The organism is Ruegeria sp. AF1, assembly GCF_056542125.1.
Genome location: NZ_JBQFZG010000008.1, coordinates 118594 through 138696, shown reverse-complemented (window position 1 = coordinate 138696; position 20103 = coordinate 118594). Strand labels below are relative to the sequence as shown.

Sequence of the window (20103 nt, the reverse complement as noted above, 5' to 3'; positions counted from 1 at the left end):
TTTTGACATGAGCCTGCAATCCAAGGCCGCGCCGGTACGGTTCGAGAACGTGTCGAAAGTGTTCGGCAAAAACGTTGTGGCTGTTGATAACATTAACCTTCATGTCGAAGCGGGAAAACTGGTCACGCTGCTTGGTCCGTCAGGCTGTGGGAAAACAACGACGTTGCGCATGATCGCCGGGTTAGAAATGGCAAGCTCTGGCAAGATTATGATTGGCGACCGGGACGTCACCAAACTGCCCGCAACAGATCGCGACGTATCAATGGTGTTTCAATCATACGCGCTGTTTCCCCACATGAGCGTGCTGGAGAACGTGATGTACGGCCTCACATTCTCGGGCTTTGCCAAGGATGAGGCTCGCAGCCGCGCCTTGCATGGCTTGCAATTGGTAGGGCTCAAGGGGTTCGACAATCGCCTTCCCTCCGAACTCTCGGGTGGTCAGCAACAACGTGTCGCCGTCGCGCGAGCGCTGGTTCTTGAACCACAGGTTCTGCTGTTTGACGAGCCGCTATCCAACCTTGATGCCAAGCTGCGACGCCAGGTGCGCGAGGATATCCGGGCCATTCAGCAAGACCTTGGATTGACGGTTGTCTATGTCACCCACGATCAGGAAGAGGCCCTGGCCGTCTCGGACGAGATTGTTGTGATGCGGAACGCCGCGATCGCTCAGATGGGTACACCTCGCGAGCTTTATGATGCCCCGAATGACCGGTTTGTTGCCGATTTCATAGGCGAGGCAAACCTGCTCAACTGTCAAATCATTGCAACTGACGGAGATATTGCAACGATCGAGATCGAAGGATACCGTCACACTCTGCCGCGTCGGGGTTTGACCAATGGGGCCGCGACCATCGCTGTACGACCCTCGCGCCTTGTGATTGGTTCTGATGACGGCATCGCCGCTACAGTGGCCAAGGCAACCTATGTTGGCGTGCGGATGGAATACACGCTGACCGGCGCATTTGGTCAGGTTTTTGCGGTCCACGATGATGTTGATGCACCGCTTGCACCGGGTACCGAAATCAGGATGGGGTTTGCGGGCAAAGGACCGGTACTTCTGCCTGACTAGATGCCGAATTTACTGATCATCACTCACCCCGAGGTCGTTATTGATCCGGATACCCCCATTACGGAATGGGGTCTGAGCACGACAGGTTGCTGGCGCGCCGCATCCTTTGCCGCCAGTGAAGCTATGGCCAATGTCAGCCATATCTGGGCCAGCAGCGAACGAAAGGCTCGCGACACTGGTGAGATTCTGGCTGCGCCCTTGGGGTTGCCCTTATATTTCCACCCGGATCTTGGCGAGAATGATCGGAGTGCCACAGGTTTCCTGCCACGGGAAAAGTTCGAGGCGGCCGCCGACGCATTCTTTGCCCAGCCGGACATTAGCTTTCGCGGTTGGGAAACTGCGGCCGATGCTCAGAGGCGCATTCGTCGTGCAGTGTCGGAGATCATTCGTGCCCATGGAGCCGGAGACCTCGCAATCGTTACACATGGCGCGGTCGGTACATTGTTGTGGTGTGAACTTTCTGGAAATCCGATTAACCGCCAGTACGATCAACCGTCACAAGGCCATTATTGGCAGGCAAGCCTGACAAATCTACGACCTTATTCCACTTGGTTATCAATGGCCTAGACGTTAAGCACCCCAAGCGTTCTCTGCGATTTCCAGCAAGCTTTCAAATACATCTGGCGTTCCGACGATCACACGCCCACCGTCGCGGATCATCGCGTCGGCGTCTTGATCTTCGACAACACCACCCGCTTCCGTAACCAACAATTGCCCAGCCAGACAATCCCAAGCGTTCATGTGTTCTTCCACATAACCCAGAAGTCGCCCGGCTGCGACATAGGCCAATGACAATGCACCACTGGCGTTTCTGTGAAACATGGAACCGCGCTCGATCAGCGCTGCGACCACCGGCACGACGTGGCGAGTTTCGATCCGGTTCGAATACCCCACAGAAACCGTCCCGTCCTGAAGAGCAACCCCAGAGGCCACGTGTATCGGTGAACCGTTCAGTGTCGCGCCCTCTCCACGTGTTGCCACAAAGGTTTCGTCCATATTCGGATCCCGGATCACACCGACCGCAGTGCGCCCTTCGGTGACACCGGCCAGAACAATCGTCCATACCGGTATGCCATTGACGAAATTCGTAGTTCCATCAATTGGATCAATCACCCAGTCAAACCCGCTCTCACCGGTGGCAGCGCCGTGTTCTTCGCCAAATATCCCGTCTTGCGGCCAGGCATCCATGATCTTTTGGCGAATGAAAGTTTCGACGTTTTTGTCCGCCTCACTCACCCAGTCCTGAGCACCTTTTTGATCGATGACCAGATTACTCCTGTCCAAGAAGTATTTCTCTGCAATCACCCCAGCTTCTTCACAGACCGCGATGGCAAAATCTCTGCGTTCCGAAAGACGATTCATGGCCTGTCCTTTTGTGTTTGTGTATCTAGGGCCAACATTGCGGTCCAAGCGGAAGGCTTGCAATGACTGAGTTGCAGCACCGTTCAATTCAATTCATGCCGCTTCGAGGTTGCCGAGCAATATGGACGTCATATCGGCGGTTATCACCCCGTCTATGGCAACAACATCCATTCCAGTCTGATAATCAACGTTGCTTTTTGTAATTCCCGACAAGTCCGCATCTGAATCCAAAAAGACCCATTGAGGTTCATGCGCAGTGGTTTGCCCAACGGCCACCTGCAAGATCGCCAGTGCATCCAGGGCATTGATGGTTCCATCTTGATTGATATCCGCCGCGATCAAGTTCTCCGCATCGGCAGGTCCCCATGTCGGATCGAGGCCAACCGAAATGCGTAACACTTGCAAGGCATCCAGGGCGTCGATCTCTTTGCTCGCCGTTGAATAATGTTTGACGACGTCCAGTCTTCCGGGGAAAGTGCCATCCGGAAGGTCCAAATCAAATTGCCCCTGATCGTCAGCCGTGACAGATACCGTGCCACCACCGTCAGGAGTGAACTTGATCTCTGCATCCGACAATCCGGGATTTGCAGATTGGCTGTCCACAGTGATTGGCCCAAGCACGCCATCCGAACTGTCGGGCGTCAAACCGCCGAAATCACCAAAATCAACCGGAATGTGATCGGGGCCTTCAAACCCGGCCCCGAAAATATCGGTACTGGTCAGCGATCCACCCGAAGCAGACTGAACCTGCACCACCTCGCCCCGATACTCTATCCGCGCCCCTTGAGTGGTGCTGGTAAAGGTCAGTTGCTGAGGGGACCGCAACAGCAAATAGTCGAACATGTCCAGACGGTCCACACCCGGTTGAAAATCCGTGATCGTGGTCAGACCGCTGCCCGACTGCATCACGAAAATGTCGGCCCCTGCCCCACCTGACATAGTCGTAGCACCTGTTCCGGCTATCAGTATGTCATCGCCATCTCCGCCAATCAGGGTGGTATCCAGAATACTGCCGCTCAGCATGTCGTCTGAGGTCGTCCCCGACACTGTTCCAAACCCTTTGTCCACGATCCCCAGATCATCGACAGGAACCGAAATTACAGTGAATCCAGCGTCTTGTTGCGACGTAACCAGAATCTGCAACTCATTGCCGACATGTGCAATGCTCAGCGATTCAACATTCTGCAATCCACTAGTCAAAGTGTCGGCGAAACTGTCCAGATAAACCAGCTGGCCTTCCGGAGTCAGCGTGAACAATGTAAGCCCATCGTCACCGCCACCCGCCACGACGAATACGCGCCCGTTGATGTCCACGACCTCAAGGTCCTGCACTGATTCAAAGCGGGTCGTGAGCGAATCCAGAATATGGTCTGTGGCGCTCAGGCTGCCGTCAGCGTTCAATTGAAGCACACTGAGCGAGTTGCTGCCTGCACCCGCCACGATTACCCAGGGCTTGCCGTAGGCCTCGATCGTTTCGATGGCTGTCGGAGTCGAGATTCCAAGGGTTCCGAGGGCTGAACTGTTGTCAATCTCGGTCAACTGACCGGAAATGCTGTCGACCCGAAAAGTTGAGACTGTATTGCTGACCGCATCACTTGAGATCAGGAAATGGTCTGTTCCTGCGCGCAACGTCTGCATCGCGCCACTAGAGCCAGCAACAAGGCCAGCAAGGCTCAGCGTTCCGTCCTGATTAACAAGATATGTCCCGATTTGACCCGTTTCTTCATGAGCCATTGCTAGAACATCCATGGGCCCGATCGACACTTGAACAATGGCCGAGATATCTCCGCCTCCCGTCAGAGATCCGGTTTCAGTAAGGGTGTCCAGGGTGCCATCCGGGTTTAGGTCATATCCGACCAACCCGACCGCCATATTCACATCCAGTACAAGTTGTTCGGTTCCCGCCAGCGTTATTGGTGTACCACTGCGACCAACGTGAAACGTGATTGTGCCGCTGTAATATTCCGTGTCGACCAGTTGAGGCATCGCGCCCTCGACCAGCCTCCAGACCGCGACGCCGCCGCCCGGTCCGGCGACGGTATAAAGATACGTGGTTCCGTTAAGCGTTTTTAAAGCCGTATCGCCGATACCTGAATCGAGCGCCGCGCTCCCCGTTGCCACCACACCTTCGAATTGAAGCATCACAGCCACACCTCCTGCGCCACCCCTGGCCTTGACCAAAAGATGACCTGATGCACGGACCGAAACAAAAGCGGAATTGTGGTGAAAACGAGAAGTTCGGTTTCAGATTAACTCAATTTTTCACTTTCGATCGCAACAGTAACCAGCGGGAAAGACAGATGAGCCAGCCGTTATCAGCGCGACATGTCTTCCTTTTCGGTGATCGCGGAAACCACATGTGAGGGTAAGATGACCAAAGCACCAGAGTTCAACAACCGTCCGGCGGCTGAACCTTCGGAAACGGACCGCAAGCAACACATTCGTCAGTGGATCGATGGAAAACTTGGTCGCTGGGCAGGGCGCGGCGCTGCCGGTGGGTTGATTTCAACTTTGATGGCCTTGCCCGCGTTATCACAAGTCACAATTGAAGAACTGTATGCTTTTCAATTCGCGGAAACCATTCCAGGCGTTCGCTCTGTCAAGTTGTTGAAGAATGGCGATGTTCTTCTAAAAATGGCCGATGGCCGCACAATGATTGTGGCGGCTGAAAACGTCCAGATCCTGGACAGCGGTGCCATCATGATCGCTGAGAATGTGGTTCAGGAGATTGCCCAGTTCAGCGCTGTGGAAGCAGGCGCGTCCGCAGGCGGCATCAGTGGGGCCGGCGCGGCGTTGGGCGGATTGGGTCTGGCCGGGGCGGCTGCGGCCGCAGGAGGTGGCGGCGGTGGCGGTGAAGACAGCCCCGTCGTATCCGAACCCATGCCGACATACACAAGCCTCAACCTCGCAGAGCTGCAATCCACTGCACTGAACAATGGCAGCACCAACGCCATCGCTCCCGAAGGGACTGCGACTATCGAAGTCACAATAGGGTCACTGGTCAAAACCGTGACACCCAACCCCGATGGCAGCTGGAGCATCTCTCTGACAGCCGCCGAGGCCAGCGCGCTTCCACAGGGGGTGTCGACGGTGACCATCAGGAACCTGGATGGGTCGGGGGCTGAGCTGTCGACACAATCCGTTCAGTTTGACATCGATACGGTCCCGCCAAGCCTGTCAATCACCGGATTTTCTGACGGGCCGGTACTCAACCTGGCCGAACAGGCCACCGACCTGACGGTCACCGGTGTAACTGATGCTGAAGACGGGCAAATCGTAACGGTTTCACTGAACGGGCAAAGCTATTCCGGTACGGTTTCCGGTGGACAGTGGAGCGTAACCGTCCCGGCGGCTGACCTTAGCGCCTTGCCTGACGGCGCAATCGTAAATGTAACGGCAGACGTGACTGACGCGGCTGGAAACCCGGCCGCACAGGCCAGCGGAAGCTTTGATACGGATTTCACCGCGCCAAGTGTTTCTCTGGATCCAGTTGCGGGTGGATCAATTGACCTGATTGATGTGGCTGGTGACTTAACCTTAACGGGTTCCACCACGGCCGAAGACGGGCAAACCATCATCGTCACGTTCGACGGTCAGGTGTACAGTGGTGCTGCGACAGGCGGAAACTGGACTGTCACGATCCCCAATTCCGACCTCGGTAGTCTATCCACCGGAACACCTGCTGCAATTGTTGTGGCGGTCGAGGACATCGCGGGCAACCCGGCCGCGCCGATTCTTGTTACTGTACCTGTGGACCTGACCGGCCCCTCAATTTCGATATCTCCGCTTTCCGTCGGCGCAGTTCTCAATGCTGCTGAAGCCGCGGCAAGCTTGGCTATAAGCGGGACAACCGCCAATGTCGAAGATGGTCAGCAAGTCACTGTCACTCTGGATGGTCAAACATATACCTCAACAGTGACGGGCGGAACATGGACTGTAACAGTCCCAGCGGGTGATCTGGCATCTTTGGCCGACGGAGGCAGCTTTCAGATTACCGCAGACGTCAGCGACGCAAACGGGCTGACAGCCCCTCAGGCTGATGTGACACTATTGAAAGACGTCACAGCACCAACCCTCAGCATCGACACATTCTCGACCGGCGCATTCATGAATGCTGCCGAAAAGGCGGTGGACCTGACAATATCGGGCGCAACGTCGGCCGAAGACGGTCAAGTCGTGACCGTCACTTTGAACGGTCAATCTTACAGTGCTACAGCAGCCGGAGGGTCTTGGAGCTCAGTTGTCCCTGTTGCTGACCTTGCGGCCCTCTCTGATGCCGCCACCGTGACGGTCACGGCTGACGTTTCGGATGCCGCAGGAAATCCGGCGTCACAGGCCAGCAACAGTTTCACGACCGATTTCACACCCCCTACCCTGGGAATAACCGGTATTTCTGACGGCACTGTTATGAACGCTGCTGAGCAAGGTACCGACCTGATTGTCTCGGGAACCTCAGACGCTCAGGATGGAACGGTCATTACCGTGGAGGTCGCGCGCGCAGACGGAACAGTAGATATAAGCGGTACCGCAACGGTAACCGGTGGTGTCTGGACCTACACAGCCACATCGGCGGAGCTATCAGGGCTTCAGGATGCGAGCACCTACCACGTCACGGCTTCTGTTTCCGACGCGGCTGGGAATGGCAACCAAACCTCGACAAGTTTTACAACCGATTTTACGGCGCCAGCAATCACGATCGACAGTTTGCCGGTTGGCTCCGTATTGGATGTAACGGAACAAGCTACAGACCTGACAATTTCAGGCACGACGACCTCCGAAGATGGCCAAACAGTGTCTGTCACGTTTGGCGGGCAAACCTATACCGGTATTGCATCGGGCGGAACCTGGGCGATCACTGTGCCAGCCAGCGACCTAGGCGCGCTGTCCGACGGAACAAACCACACCATCTCCGCAACAGTTGACGATATTGCCGGCAACAGCTCGGTTGCGGCAAGCAGTTCGGTAACGACGGACTTTCGGCCTGTTCTGATGCTGGACGATATCGGCGTAAACAACGCAGTGGCCCTTGCCGACGCCAAGCTGTCAGGCATTACTGTCAGCGGTTCCTCTGCCGGGCTTTCAAACGGCCAGGTCGTGGATGTCTTGCTGAACGGCAGTTCCGTCGGTAGCGCGACAGTAACCGCGGACGGATCCTGGACACTGGCTGTCGCGTCGTCAGATTTCGCCGCCATAGAGGCTGGGGATGATCTTATTTTCTCTGCCCAGGCAACTGTTGCAGGAGGACCAGATCCCTTTCCTGTATCGGATCAGGCGGTTGCTCATGAGCCAGCTGCCTACGTGATCTCTGAAGTCGGGCGCAGTGGGTCAACCGTAACGTTTGCCATTTATGCCGATGCAAATCGTGACATCTCTGGTGGCCTGGCTTTTACAGCGGAGCTTGAGTTCGACTCAGCCGTTGCCACATTCGACATTGGATCAGACACGGAACACAGCGCGTTTGATTTGTTCCTGGCAAACCCAGGCACAGGTGACATCATCAACTTCGCTGGGGCGGCGACTGTTTTTTCTGATTTGTCCCAACCTCTTGTCACCTTCACGATGACAGTACAGGACGCTGCTCAACCCATTGAGTTAGCGATAAAATCACCTGAAGGTGGCCCTGTTGCAATTCAGTTTGGCACCAATGGCAATGACATCCTAACCGCGGCAAACACGGATACAATCATTCGTGGCGGTGGTGGCGATGATAGTATTGACATCACCGAAGCTGGGCGGGACGTCGTTGTCTTTGAAGCCGACCCTAATAACAATGGCGTAGACAGCATAACCGGTTTCACAATTGGGTCTGCAGCAGATGTAACCGACGCCCTAATGTTCAGCGGACTGAATGTCGCCACGCTCCGCGGTGATGGTACGGGTTTCGAACTGCTTTCTGTCGGTGGCACATTGGGCATAGATACTGGATTTGTAGGCCTCGATACCGTTCTTGCGGACCTCAATGCCGTTACACTCGAAACGGCTGTAGAAAGCCTTGCCGGGGCATCTACAGGTGATGAGCTCTATGTGATGGCAACGGACGGAACGGACAGTGTTCTGATCAAAGTTGATTTCGTGACACCAGGCGACGCCAACGTCGAAACCCTCGCCACTTTCCATGGTTTGGGCGATCTCAGCGGCTTGACCGCGGACAACATCATACACACCGACCCAACCGGCGCGACCGCCTGACGCGGCTTCGAAACAAATTGGCGCCCATCATTTTCATGAGGCAGTTATGGCAAAGAATGGCTTAACCCCGATCACACGATTACGACATGGTCATCGGTTCTGGAAACGTTACACGTCGTTCGAATTCGCGCACGATATAGTCGACTGCCCGGTGGCAGAGGCAGAGATTCTTCAGGCAGCAGCCACTTTTCCAATCGCATTTTTGAAATCCGACCGGGGATTTTACCCTGTCGCAATCTTATCGATGACACCAGACAAACCGACGCCATTCGTGTCAGCGGAAGGGGATTGGCGTGCAAGCTATGTTCCTTCTGCACTGCGATGTGCACCGTTTCAATTCCTGCCACCTGAACTTCACGATAAAATCGGTGAGGGGGAGTTTGACTTGCTTGTCAACGAAAGCTTGGACTTGGTTACCGACAACCCCGAAGATGAGCCGTTCTTTGACAAAACCGGAGAGTTGGGGCCGGAACTGCAAAAAGTCCAAGCGTTCTTTCACACTCTCACAGCATCACTGGAGAACACATATCAATTGTGCCGTACGATAGCCGGTATGGGGCTTTTTTCTCCACTCGCCTGCGCACAAACGGACGAAAGCCTCGACGGTTACTTTGGTGTCAACGTGGTTGCCTTGCAGCAAGTTCCTTCAGCGCATCTGTCATTGCTCGCCATGAACGGTGGCCTGCGCCTCATATATGCCCACCAAGTTTCCTTGACCCATTTTTCGTGGCTATCGACCGCTCAATTGCGCGCCGAACAATTGGTCAACGGGTCGTCGCCAAGCGTACGATCTGATGCTTCAGATTTTCTAGAAGCGCTGGCCGCCGCCCAACAAAAAGAAAGCCTACTGGACCATCGGTGGCAGGAGGGTCAGTATGCGATTTAATGAGTATTCACTGCATCTTGTCACGCTCAGTCTGCTTTTGGTCTCGATTTCCGCCTGCACCCGCCCGCCCGATTTGACGCCAGTTGCGATGTCCTTTGCAGCCCAAACAGCCGGTGCCAGGGCAACAAAACCATCAAAAACACTCAGCCACAGCGCCTTCGGGCAGCGGGTGAAAAAGGCGGTCGAGAACAGCCCCAACCTGGCGCAAGTCAAATCCAGAATGGGCATCGCGAAAGCCAAACAAGACGCAGCTGAAGGCGCTTTTCTCCCGGAGATTTCGCTGGGGCTAAACGCACGATCTGAAAGGATTGCCTCAGATGTAGCGGATGTATCGCCGTATGTGAGGGTTTCACAATTGGTCTATGACGGAGGGGCGTCCTCAGGGGATCTGACCGCTGCGCGGGCACGTGTCTTGGAAAGCAGAGGCGATCAGATTCAAACAGCCTCATCCACTGCTCTCGCAGCTATCGAGACCTATGTACTTGTCCTCGATCAACGAAAGATTCGAAGCATCGCAGCACAGAATGTTCTAACACATGAAGAGCTTGTTCGCCAGATAACCGACCGAACAGAAAACGGTGTCGGTTCGAGTGCCGACGTTCTGGCAGCCCGGTCGCGCATGTCCGATGCGCGCACAAAGCTGGCTGATGCGCATGCGCGAACAGACCGCGCCGAAGCGCGATTCCGCGAGGTTTTCGGGGATGAGCCCGGCGCTCTTTCTGCACCAGTTCCGGCACCTGGACTGGAAAGAAGTGACATGCAGATCATAATGAACAGCCCTCAGGTTTGGCGGTCCGATGCAAGCCTACTTGCTGCCAAGGCAGAATGGTCCGCAGCGCATGCGCGTCGCAGCCCTGATGTCAGGGTCGCCGCATTCGCGAACCAGAATAACAATCGTGACGCGAACTTTGGAGTGGATCTTTCTTTCAATTACGAGCTGGACAGCACCGGCCAGCGCCGCGCTGCAATAGCAGCGGCGGAATCGCTGGTCAAAGAGACCGAGTTTGCGCGCGAGCAGCTTATCCGCGAAATAACGCGAGAATTGGGTTTTATCCGTTCGGATCAAAAAGCGGGTGCCGATCGGTTACGAGAAGCCCGGATTGCCGTGGAGGCTAACGCGGAAAATGTCGTAGCTTCCCGCGAACAATTTTCGATCGGTCGTCGTAGCCTCATTGAAATTCTGGATGCACAGCGGGACTACGTTAATGCTCAGGAACGTTTGATCCTTGCGGAACATAGCTACTTTCTGACCAATTATGCAGCCCTAAGCCTGACCGGGGACATACTCGACCTGCTCGGGGTTTCATTGGGCGACTGGGGCAATACGCAATGAACGCATCCGACCCTGCCCCCAATGCTTCGCTGCTTACACCGTTTGAAGCCTGTCTGTTGAATATCTCGTCGGCACTTGAACGGCCATTGAGTCTCGCGGCGCTGCACGCGGCGCAAAGTGGCGCAGACGGGGATCTGACAATACGGGACATTCTCACCCTCGCGCAAAAGGCGGGTATGCAGGCGGGGTATGGGGCAAAGCGCCTTTCCGATTTGGATAACAATCTGACACCCACCCTGTTGCTGTTGGCAGAGGGTAAAGCCGTTGTCTTTCACGGACGAAGGCAGAAGGGTACTTTATTGGTCTTCGACCCAGATGTAGGCGAAGGTGTCGGTGAGATTTCTGAAGACAGGCTGGCAGCCTGTTATACCGGTTACGCAATCCTGTTCCGGCGCCATCACGACGGCGAAGCATTGGGGGTGTCCGGTTCACATGGCGGTCACTGGTTCTGGAACGCACTAACCGCAAACCGGTGGTCATACATTCAGGTCGCGCTAGCAGCGGCGCTGGCAAATCTTCTTGGTTTGTCCACGTCCGTATTCATCATGGTGGTCTATGACCGGGTATTGCCCAACGAAGCAACGGAGTCGCTGATCGCTTTGACCGTGGGTGTGGCGTTGGCACTGTGTTTTGACTTTACCCTCAAGTTGCTGCGGGCGGGGTTTATCGACAAGGCCGGGCAGAAAGCCGACTTGTTGATGGGCCGGCGCATTTTCGACCAGTTGCTGAACATCCAGATGAAATCGCGCACGGGGTCTACCGGTGCCATGACCAGCACCATTCGCGAATTTGAAACTCTGCGAGAGTTCTTTACATCCGCGACGCTGGTGGCCGTTGTCGACCTGCCGTTCATTGGATTGTTTATCCTGGCGATCTTTCTGGTGGGCGGACAACTGGCTTTGATCCCTGCACTGGCCGTACCGGTGGTGCTCCTGACAGGTTTGGCGGTGCAACCAGTTTTATCAAGGATGGCGGAACGAAGCCTGTCCGACGGGCAGTCCAAGCAATCAGTTCTGGTTGAGGCTGTCTCGGGACTTGAAACCATTAAAACAACGGCAGCAGGCCGAAAAATGCGCGCACGATGGGAACAGGCCATCGAACAGCAATCAGCGCATGGTGCGCGAAGCCGGACTGTCACGCAATTTGCCCTGAACCTGACCGGTTTCACCCAACAGGCCGCGCAAGTGCTTGTTGTATTTCTTGGTGTTTTTCTGATCACTGACGGGCAGGCCAGCATGGGTGCCCTGGTCGCTTCGGTAATGTTGACTGGACGGGCGTTGGCCCCTCTGGGTCAACTGGCGCAGACTTTGACGCGCGCAAACCAGGCCAGATGCGCCTATCGCAACCTCAATGCGCTAATGCACGCAGAAAGCGAACGCCCGGAGGGGCGCACATGGCTGACCCGATCTGATTTCAAAGGGGCAATTGCCTTTAATAACGTGTGTTTTTCGTATTCTGACCAAAGCGAAGATACCCTGCGAGGCGTGTCTTTCACTATAATGCCTGGTGAGAAAGTCGCAATTCTAGGTCAAATCGGATGCGGGAAAAGCACGATTGCGCGCCTGCTATTGGGGCTTTACACGCCACGAGTAGGCTCGGTCATGATCGATGGGCTCGACATACGTCAGATCGACCCAGGTGACTTGCGGCGCAATATTGGATCTGTCCTGCAGGATGTCTGGCTTTTTTCGGGGTCTGTCCGGGAGAATATCGCCAGCGGTGCAGTCCGACCCAGAGATTGCGATATAGTCGAAGCCGGTCGTATTGCCGGTGTCGAAGAATTCGTGAACAGCCATCCGTCGGGCTATGACCTTCAACTCGCGGAACGCGGTGAGGGGCTTTCCGGGGGTCAACGGCAAGCAATCGCCCTTGCAAGGGCACTTGTCGGGCGTCCTCCGGTTTTGCTTTTTGATGAGCCAACCAGTGCGATGGACGTCAAAACCGAAGCCCAACTGGTTCAACGCCTGAGTACGTCAACCTCCGGATCAACCCTGGTCATTGTAACGCACAGAACCAGCCTGCTGGAGCTTGTGGACAGGGTTATCGTTCTGGAAAACGGAAAAATCGCAGCTGATGGACCCAAGAGCTTACTGACGCAGCACATGCGCCAGAAAGGGAGGCACTTGAATGTCGCAGCATCCTGATCTGGCGAAGTTGGCGCGCGAAATGCAGGGGCGCTCTCCCGTTCGTGGTTCATTGCTCTTGCTGTTGATCCTGTCCTGTATTGTCTCGGCCGGGTTGTGGGCACATTTGACCGAGTTGGATGACGTAACGCGCGTCGATGGGCGGATCGTGCCTTCGGGAGACATACAGGAGATCGACGCCGCCGAGCCCGGCGTGCTGCGGTCGCTTCATGTGCGCGAAGGCCAGTTGGTCGACAAAGGGGCATTGTTGATGGAACTGGACGCCACACAAATCGACAGCCAACTTAGCCAGGAACAACAGCGCGCTTTCGGGCTGCAAGCCCGTGCACAACGTTTGCAGGCAGAAATTGATGGAACACAATTAAGTTTCGATGCGCAGCTGATCGAAGGTGCACCCAGTGTCGTGCGTTCGGAAACTGCATTGTATCAGGGTCGACAAGCAGAGCTGGCGGCAGAAATCGCAATTTTGGAACGTCAGCGTGAACAAAAGCAGCGAGAACACGAAGAAGGTGTAGTGGATCAGGTGACGGCAGAAGAAACCCTAAATGTACTTGGGGAGGAGCGTGCAATCATTGCTCCGCTTGTTGAGCGGCAAATGGAACCTGCGACAACATTGCTGGCGTTGCGGCGCAGCGAGGCTGAGTGGCGCGGTCGCAAGGTCCGGGCCGAAGCCGTGACCAACAGGTTGCAAACTGGTTTGGATGAAATCGACGATCGGATTCAAGCTGCTCATAGCCGATTTCGAAGCGCTGCACTTACTGAATTGGCTATTGCAACTGCGGAACTGGCGGCTTTGCAACCCGCCTTGCCAGCCCTACGCGACCGGGCTGCACGAGCGCAGGTTCGCTCTCCGGTTCGCGGTATCGTCAACCGCATCCACCGAACCACCATTGGAGGTTTGGCGCGAAGTGGCGAAGACCTTGTCGAGATTGTTCCCCTGGACGACACACTATTGGTCGAGGCTTACGTAAAGCCCGAAGATATTGCATTTTTACGTGCTGGACAGCCCGTAAAGGTAAAGATCACGGCTTATGATTTTGCGCGATACGGGGCGCTGGATGGTGAAATCCTACGGATTGGCGCCGATACCGTCAAACGTTCAGAGCGGAACGACGAAGAGGTGTTCGTTGTGGAAATTCGCACGAGCGACACAATGCTCGATGGAAATGGTGTCGCGGTGGAAATCATACCCGGCATGATCGCAGAGGTTGACATTTTGTCAGGTCGAAAATCCGTATTGGAGTATCTGCTGGAACCTGTCGTGAAGATAAAAGATCAAGCTTTGCGTGAGTAAGTGCAAAATAGTTGTTTTTCCGACGCTTACAGTGTTTTTCTATCAACATCGCCTGACGCAGAGGGCGGAAAGAAATTCAGGTTCGCAATCTGCCCACCAGGGGGTCACTATTTCCAGTCGACATCCCCCAGGAAAATATACCCGGCACCGTAAATCGTTTTGATCAGGCGCGGATTCTTTGGATCTTCACCAAGTTTCGTACGCAACCTGGAGATTCTGACATCCATAGCACGATCAAAACTGTCGCCGGCCGCACCGCCCAAGGACTCCTGCATCTGCCCCCTGCTGATCAGCCGCTTGGGGCTTTCCAGAAACAGACGCAAAACCTCGCCTTCAGCATGGCTGAAAGGTGTTTCAGTCCCTGACCCGTCTTCCAGAACATACCGATCAAAATGCGCAATCCAGCCGTTGAATTCCGCCCTGTCCGATTGTGATGTCCGACCGCGCGGCGCGCGCAACCTGGCCCGCACCCGGGCAACGACTTCTGTCGGGTCAAACGGCTTGGTAATATAGTCATCCGCGCCCAACTCCAGCCCTGTCACACGGTCCTGAACCTGTGCCCGGCCGGAAATAATGATCACTGCTGCACCCTGTTCCAGCGCCAAGCGATGAACTAGCGCCAGCCCGTCGGTATCTGGTAAAGACAGGTCCACAAGGCAAACATCAGGGGTTACTCGATTAAGGGCTGCTTCAAACTCTCTGGCACGGGAAAAACTCTGCGTCCGGAAACCGGCATCCTCCAGTGCATCCGTCAGAATGCGCCGTATCTCGGGTTCGTCGTCGAGAATGGTCACCAGTGGTTGCGACATCAGGCGGCCTCGGTTTGGATCAGAGCAGACAATTGAGCCTGTGAGAACGGTTTACGCAAAACAGGTGCCAGGGCAAGCGCCCGTTGATGCAGCGGATCTGAATTTGGCAGAGATGTCATAAGGATAAGCGGCAACCCCGGTTTCAACTGTTCAAGGATGTCCAAGCCTGTACCGTGTCCTTCCAGACGGATATCCGACAAGACCAGCGAAATGTCCTTCACACTCGATATCAAGGCCAGTGCTTCATCAACTGAATTTGCTTCAATGACAGTAAAGCCCAAATCCACCAGCATGTCCCTAAACTGCCCGCGCAGGTCTTCGCTGTCTTCAACCAACAGTACCAATCCACCCTGAGCCGGAGGAGCGGGCCGAAAAGGCAAACGCATGACAACTGAGGCCCCAGATGGTGTATTTCTTAGATTCAGATCGCCACCGGCAAGCTTGACCGTATCATAAACCATCGGCAGCCCCAGTCCTGACCCGTCGCTCCCTTTTGTTGTGAAAAACGGGTTCAGTGCCTTTTCTAGCGCCTCGGGTGAAAACCCCGGCCCGGTGTCGGAAACCGTGACTTCGATCCAGATCTCACCTATGGCATGTGCACTGATTGTGATTTGACCCGTGCTCCCGCAGGCATCCCGGGCATTCAGGACCAAATTCAAAAGCGCATCCTGAACCATACCCGGATCAAGCATCAATGTTTGTTTTGGCAAGGTGTTTACGACGGACAGGCCCACACCGCGAGGCAGTGAGGGTGTCGCCAGAATCCTCAGGTCTTCCAACAATCCCCCGATGTCCGTTGCCTGCGGTTGCGGCGTTCGGTTTCCAGTCATGTCGGCGATCCGGTTCAGCAGCTGCCCGCCCCGGCGCGCGGTTTGTTGAGTTGCGGCCACAAGTTCCTGAGCGCCATCCGGCAAATCCATCTTGTCGAGGCGGGACTGCATCCCCAGGATGATAGTGAGCAGATTGGAAAAGTCATGGGCAAGCCCGCTGGTCATCTGGGCTGCCATCGCCCGGCGGCGGGTTTGCTGTAATGCAACGCGTGCCTGTGTCTCTTCGGTGATGTCCACCGACATCACGTACACACCCCCTGCCCCATCCGGCGTAAACGAAACCCGGATGCGTCGGGAATCCTGATCTTCGGTGAACTCGAAAACCGACGGCTCTCCGCTATAGGCCTTAAACAATTGGGCCTTAACCCGTTCAAAGGCGGTCGCACCCAGCGCTTCAGAAATGTGAAGCCCCAGAATATCGGACGGACGCCCAGGCATGACGGCGCTCAGGCGACGGTTCGAGTAATCGTATCGGCCGTCGCTGTCCAAATGCGCAATATGAGCCGGCATCATCTCGGTCACCATACGTGTGCGAGCTTCGATTTCGGTCAATTCCCGCTTGGCCTCTTCCAGCGCCGCGATCGTGGCCGCAAGTTTGCGGTTGGTTGCGGACAGTTCTTCCGCGTGGCTCAGCAACTGTTCCGACAGTTCCTCAGACCGCGCGCGCAACAGGTTTTCCGCCCGCCGCGTTCCGGTGATATCGGTGTAGACCGCGACCCACCCGCCTTGTGGCAGCGGTGCGCCTTCAATTGAAACAACCTGCCCATTGGGACGCACGCGCTCCATGTAGTGAGGCTCAAACGCCAAGGCTTGCTGGACGCGCAGATTGACCATTTCCTCGACACTTTCATCGTCGCCATACTCACCGCGGCTGGCAAGAAAGTGGATCGTATCCCGAAACAAAGCACCCCTTTGAACAAGCTCGTCCGGCAAACCGAACATTTCCTGGAAACGGCGATTGCTGAGCACAAGTTGCAATTTGCTGTCATAAATGGAAAGCGCCTGACCTATCAGGTTCAGCCCGGCGGTCGTCATCGCCTTGATACGCTTTTCCGTTATGTCCAACTTCGTCTTCTCCTCGGCTCATGCCTAGCATCTGAAACCATGCACGGGTAGTGGAATTGAGGGGAGGCGTTTCGGACCCTGTCTTCGTTCAATTGCTTTTTGCAATCCGGGAGTGCACAAAGCAAAATACTTCGACAAACCCGCCCGTGACCGAGCGTCCGGTACAGCCAGAATAGATGAACGTTGACAATAAACCGCGTTCTAAGATGTGTATCTGGGACAGGATTTTGCGCCTTCAGTTGTGATCGAGTGCAAGGACAATGTGTGGTCCATATTTTTCATCCGGTGGCGCAACATCTGTCGGCCTAACCGTGCGAGATCTGTTGCAAAATCCGGATTCTCCGCGACATTCTCGAATTCGCCCTTACCTTGATGGTCGAACAGGATCGGGGGCAGGTCGGCAGCGAACTCGACCAGGGTGAACCGTTCATCCCGCAATATTCCCAAACACGAGTCGCTGTTACCGGTCCCCAATTCTTGCTGCCATAACGTCGGGTTTTCAGGTTCTGAGAAATCAAGTTCGCTGAAAGAATAGTCGCGCCAATCGTCTGGGATATTACCCCGCAACAATGGCAGCAAGGACCGTCCATCCATAGCGTTCGGAACAGCCTGTCCAATCCAGTCCAATATGGTTGGTGTGACATCCACAGACTCGGTTGGAACGGTGATCTTGCTTCCCGCCATAGCTTCATTCCCGGGCAAACGGATCATCAGCGGTGTGTGATACGCCGCATCGTAGACCGTCATCTTGCCCCAGCTGTGTCGATCCCCCAGCATTTCACCATGATCGGCGGTGATAACCAGCAGTGTATCGTCGTATTGCCCGCTGTCCTTCAGGTATTGGACAACACGACCGATGTGGTGATCAACCTCTGTTGCCAGGCCAAGATATATAGCACGCAAAGTGCGATTGTTTTCGTCCGTAGGTTCAACGTCATCAAAACCGTGAACGAATTTTTTCGCGCTATAGGTATCCAGCTTTGGTCCGAAGAACGGATGCAGCGCTTTTTCTGCTGCTGCGCTCGGCAAGCAGTGCGGCAGAGGGATGTCCGCCGGGTCATACATGTCATTGTAGGGGGCCGGTGCGACCAACGGCGGATGCGGGCGGATATAGGTCAAATGGGCGAACCAACCCTTTCCACGATGAGGCGCGATTCCGTCCAGAAAGGCATCGGTCAGAAAGGCTGTATCGCTGTCTTCTGCCCGGTACAGCGCGGGATCATTCAGCTGCGGGTGTCCACCATCGGGCGAAACGGGCTTGTAGACGTCCCAGTACTTTTCGAACTGATACCCCTTTTTCATCAGATGGGCTTGCCATGGATATGATTCTTCAAGGCGCATTTCGACAACTTCAACGAACCCGGTCATCGACTGTTCGTAAGACTTGAGGTCAGGGTCATTGGGATCATGGACGCGCGGATCGGCGGAGGTATCTGTGTACCCAAACAACATTGGCAAGTAACCAGCTTTGCGCATTTCCGTGGCAATGTTCGGGGTATCGTGTCGCAACGGCGTTCCGTTTCTAACCGACCGATGATTCATCGCATATTGGCCGGTCAGAATCGATGCACGCGAGGGACCGCAGGGATTGGTGACCGAGAAATGGCGGGTAAAGGTCACGGCCTCATCCATAAAAGCCCGCAAATTCGGAAGGTTCACATGGTCTGCCAAGGCCCCCGACAGGCAATCCGCTCTGAGTTGATCGATGATGACAAACAAGACGTTCTTGGTCTGATGCATACCGACTTCTCCGATTCCGCGCCGTAATAAACAACGCGGAATGTGTATTGCTTCCCGCCATAGCGCAACCGATTTGTCGGTCGGACAAAGGCGTATTATCCCGACAAAGTTGCTGTGCGATAACTTCTGGTAAGCACCTGTTCAGCATAGCTCCAATGCGACGGTCGGCGTGACGTCAAGGCCATCCGGCGCGGCAAAAAGATGTTCAATAGCACAAAGCCATTGCGGTCATTGAATGTTTCACTTCACATGACCTCATGACGCAGCCTTCGATAATCTCAGAACACGATTCCAGCGGTACTCGTGTACGCATATCCGGAGAGCTGCTCACGCAATCGCTGCAAACCGTTGAACAAGGTTTTGCCTCTGTCCGCCCAACCGGAGACAGGCTTGTTCTCGATCTGTCCGAGGTCGAAGCCCTGGATACCGGCGGTGCCTGGCTGATCGCGGACCTTGGCAAACGCTTCACGTCGCAAGGTGCAACACTTGAATTTCAAGGGGTGAAACCGGCACATGCCACTCTGATAGATACTGTAACCCGCAGCATACCCGACGAACCCGGTGAACTTGATAAACCGCGAAGTCTGTTAGATTTGATCGCACAAATGGGTCACATCACTGTTGGTGCCTGGCGGGATACGCTTTCCATCCTCGAATTTCTGGGTCTGACACTGCATCGGCTGTTTCGTACCATTCTCATGCCATGGCGACTGCGCAAGGCAGCGCTGGTCACACACATGGAAGAGACCGGGTTCAAAGCACTGCCAATCGTGGCCCTTATGGGATTTCTGATCGGTGTCGTACTGGCCTTTCAGGGCGCAACCCAGTTGAAGCAATTTGGAGCTGAGATATTCGTTGTCGAACTGATCTCGATCTCGGTTCTGCGTGAATTGGGCATATTGTTGACGGCAATTATTGTTGCCGGGCGCTCGGGTTCTGCATTCACCGCATCTATCGGTTCGATGAAAGTGCAGGAAGAAATCGACGCAATGCGAACGCTGGGTCTGGACCCGATCGAAGTTCTGGTCATTCCCCGCGTTTTGGCCTTGTTGATCATGCTGCCCATACTGGGTTTTGTCGCCGATATCGCGGGTCTGTTTGGTGGCGCATTGATGAGCTGGATCGACCTGGGGGTAAGCCCCGGCATGTTTCTTACTCGTTTGAAGGAAAACACCGACGTCTGGCAATTGGCGGTCGGTCTTATCAAAGCTCCGTTCTTTGCGCTCGTCATCGGCGTAATTGCCTGCTGGCAGGCAATGCAGGTCAAAGGGTCCGCCCAAAGTGTCGGTCAACGTACGACAGCATCAGTTGTTCAATCCATTTTCATGGTGATCGCAATCGACGCTTTGTTTTCGATCTTCTTCTCAGAGATCGGAATATGA

At 55.1% G+C, this 20103-nt stretch carries 13 protein-coding genes; 8 read left to right on the top strand and 5 right to left on the bottom strand.

All coding sequences use genetic code 11. The features are described 5' to 3' along the window. Positions 1-7: 7 nt before the first annotated feature. A complete protein-coding gene (locus ACR0BK_RS12965) occupies positions 8-1069 on the top strand; it encodes an ABC transporter ATP-binding protein (protein ID WP_480554945.1) in 1062 nt (353 codons plus the stop codon). After that, entirely contained in the window at positions 1070-1636 is a 567-nt protein-coding gene (locus ACR0BK_RS12960) for a histidine phosphatase family protein (RefSeq protein WP_480554944.1), read from the top strand. 3 nt (positions 1637-1639) lie between these two features. On the opposite strand, the gene ACR0BK_RS12955 is transcribed toward ACR0BK_RS12960, so the two are convergent. After that, positions 1640-2431 (bottom strand): inositol monophosphatase family protein, encoded by a 792-nt coding sequence (locus tag ACR0BK_RS12955; protein WP_480554943.1) that lies wholly within the window; start codon positions 2429-2431, stop codon positions 1640-1642. 93 nt (positions 2432-2524) lie between these two features. Then, a complete protein-coding gene (locus ACR0BK_RS12950) occupies positions 2525-4573 on the bottom strand; it encodes a dockerin type I domain-containing protein (RefSeq protein ID WP_480554955.1) in 2049 nt (682 codons plus the stop codon). A 228-nt stretch (positions 4574-4801) separates the two neighbouring features. Between ACR0BK_RS12950 and ACR0BK_RS12945 the strand changes: the two genes are divergently transcribed. The 5 genes from ACR0BK_RS12945 to ACR0BK_RS12925 are packed head-to-tail and all read left to right on the top strand — an operon-like array spanning position 4802 to position 14277. Then, positions 4802-8620 (top strand): Ig-like domain-containing protein, encoded by a 3819-nt coding sequence (locus ACR0BK_RS12945; protein WP_480554942.1) that lies wholly within the window; start codon positions 4802-4804, stop codon positions 8618-8620. Positions 8621-8666: 46 nt separating this feature from the next. Further along, entirely contained in the window at positions 8667-9506 is an 840-nt protein-coding gene (locus tag ACR0BK_RS12940) for a SapC family protein (RefSeq protein WP_480554941.1), read from the top strand. Then, positions 9496-10839, top strand: a complete 1344-nt coding sequence (locus ACR0BK_RS12935; protein ID WP_480554939.1) for a TolC family protein — start codon at positions 9496-9498, stop codon at positions 10837-10839. The genes ACR0BK_RS12940 and ACR0BK_RS12935 overlap by 11 nt, the downstream gene beginning before the upstream one ends. Continuing rightward, entirely contained in the window at positions 10836-12983 is a 2148-nt protein-coding gene (locus ACR0BK_RS12930) for a type I secretion system permease/ATPase (protein ID WP_480554938.1), read from the top strand. Before ACR0BK_RS12935 ends, ACR0BK_RS12930 begins: the two co-directional genes overlap by 4 nt. Then, a complete protein-coding gene (locus ACR0BK_RS12925; protein ID WP_480554937.1) occupies positions 12967-14277 on the top strand; it encodes an HlyD family type I secretion periplasmic adaptor subunit in 1311 nt (436 codons plus the stop codon). The genes ACR0BK_RS12930 and ACR0BK_RS12925 overlap by 17 nt, the downstream gene beginning before the upstream one ends. Positions 14278-14384: 107 nt before the next feature. Here ACR0BK_RS12925 and ACR0BK_RS12920 read toward each other — a convergent pair whose 3' ends face one another. The 3 genes from ACR0BK_RS12920 to ACR0BK_RS12910 all read right to left on the bottom strand — a co-directional run bounded on the left by ACR0BK_RS12920 (position 14385) and on the right by ACR0BK_RS12910 (position 18721). Next, on the bottom strand, positions 14385-15086 hold the full coding sequence (locus tag ACR0BK_RS12920; protein WP_480477238.1) for a response regulator transcription factor: 702 nt from the start codon (positions 15084-15086) through the stop codon (positions 14385-14387). Then, on the bottom strand, positions 15086-16981 hold the full coding sequence (locus ACR0BK_RS12915; RefSeq protein WP_480477236.1) for a PAS-domain containing protein: 1896 nt from the start codon (positions 16979-16981) through the stop codon (positions 15086-15088). Before ACR0BK_RS12915 ends, ACR0BK_RS12920 begins: the two co-directional genes overlap by 1 nt. A 201-nt stretch (positions 16982-17182) precedes the next feature. Beyond that, positions 17183-18721 (bottom strand): alkaline phosphatase family protein, encoded by a 1539-nt coding sequence (locus ACR0BK_RS12910; protein WP_480554936.1) that lies wholly within the window; start codon positions 18719-18721, stop codon positions 17183-17185. Between the two features lie 257 nt (positions 18722-18978). Between ACR0BK_RS12910 and ACR0BK_RS12905 the strand changes: the two genes are divergently transcribed. Continuing rightward, a complete protein-coding gene (locus ACR0BK_RS12905; protein ID WP_480554935.1) occupies positions 18979-20103 on the top strand; it encodes an ABC transporter permease in 1125 nt (374 codons plus the stop codon).

Bases quoted from the DNA above. Each gene is read 5' to 3' on its own strand.
- ACR0BK_RS12965 (WP_480554945.1), top strand. From the start codon at position 8: ATGAGCCTGCAATCCAAGGCCGCGCCGGTACGGTTCGAGAACGTGTCG.
- ACR0BK_RS12960 (WP_480554944.1), top strand. From the start codon at position 1,070: ATGCCGAATTTACTGATCATCACTCACCCCGAGGTCGTTATTGATCCG.
- ACR0BK_RS12955 (WP_480554943.1), bottom strand. From the start codon at position 2,431: ATGAATCGTCTTTCGGAACGCAGAGATTTTGCCATCGCGGTCTGTGAA.
- ACR0BK_RS12950 (WP_480554955.1), bottom strand. From the start codon at position 4,573: ATGCTTCAATTCGAAGGTGTGGTGGCAACGGGGAGCGCGGCGCTCGAT.
- ACR0BK_RS12945 (WP_480554942.1), top strand. From the start codon at position 4,802: ATGACCAAAGCACCAGAGTTCAACAACCGTCCGGCGGCTGAACCTTCG.
- ACR0BK_RS12940 (WP_480554941.1), top strand. From the start codon at position 8,667: ATGGCAAAGAATGGCTTAACCCCGATCACACGATTACGACATGGTCAT.
- ACR0BK_RS12935 (WP_480554939.1), top strand. From the start codon at position 9,496: ATGCGATTTAATGAGTATTCACTGCATCTTGTCACGCTCAGTCTGCTT.
- ACR0BK_RS12930 (WP_480554938.1), top strand. From the start codon at position 10,836: ATGAACGCATCCGACCCTGCCCCCAATGCTTCGCTGCTTACACCGTTT.
- ACR0BK_RS12925 (WP_480554937.1), top strand. From the start codon at position 12,967: ATGTCGCAGCATCCTGATCTGGCGAAGTTGGCGCGCGAAATGCAGGGG.
- ACR0BK_RS12920 (WP_480477238.1), bottom strand. From the start codon at position 15,086: ATGTCGCAACCACTGGTGACCATTCTCGACGACGAACCCGAGATACGG.
- ACR0BK_RS12910 (WP_480554936.1), bottom strand. From the start codon at position 18,721: ATGCATCAGACCAAGAACGTCTTGTTTGTCATCATCGATCAACTCAGA.
- ACR0BK_RS12905 (WP_480554935.1), top strand. From the start codon at position 18,979: ATGACGCAGCCTTCGATAATCTCAGAACACGATTCCAGCGGTACTCGT.